The sequence below is a fragment of the Tolypothrix sp. VBCCA 56010 genome (assembly GCF_050875635.1).
In the GTDB taxonomy this organism is placed as follows: domain Bacteria; phylum Cyanobacteriota; class Cyanobacteriia; order Cyanobacteriales; family Nostocaceae; genus Hassallia.
Window position 1 is genome coordinate 1 of the sequence record NZ_JBPAOH010000435.1, and the last position, 460, is coordinate 460.

The following is a 460-nucleotide window of genomic DNA, read 5'->3' on the forward strand; positions in this document are numbered from 1 at the left end:
GATTTTACCCTTCATGTCCGTAACGCCATTGAGAGCGACCCCAATGCAAAAAAATGGAATTTGATTATGGATTGCCTCAATACTCACCAGTCTGAATCTTTGGTGCGCTTTGTGGCTGAATTTGAAGGATTAAACACCGACCTCGGTGTCAAGGGTGAACGAGGCATTCTCAAATCAATGCAATCCCGTGCGGCTTTTTTACGTGACTCAACACACCGGATTGTTTTCCATTATACCCCCAAACATTCCTCTTGGCTTAATCAAATTGAAATCTGGTTTAGTATTCTGCTACGTAAGTTACTCAAACGTGCAAGTTTTGAGAGTAAACATAACCTCAAATCTCGTATTCTTGATTTCATTGATTACTTCAATCGAACGATGGCTAAACCTTTCAAATGGACTTATAAGGGTAAGGTGCTGGCTATTTAATGGTCGGTCTATTTCCGCCACCCTGTACTAG

Annotated in this window: 1 protein-coding gene; it reads left to right on the plus strand. The window is 41.3% G+C overall.

All coding sequences use genetic code 11. From position 1 onward, the window contains the following. Positions 1 to 429 (plus strand): transposase (locus AABK37_RS41880; protein ID WP_432557257.1); only part of this gene is annotated, 429 nt, incomplete at its 5' end. Between the last annotated feature and the right edge of the window lie 31 nt (positions 430 to 460).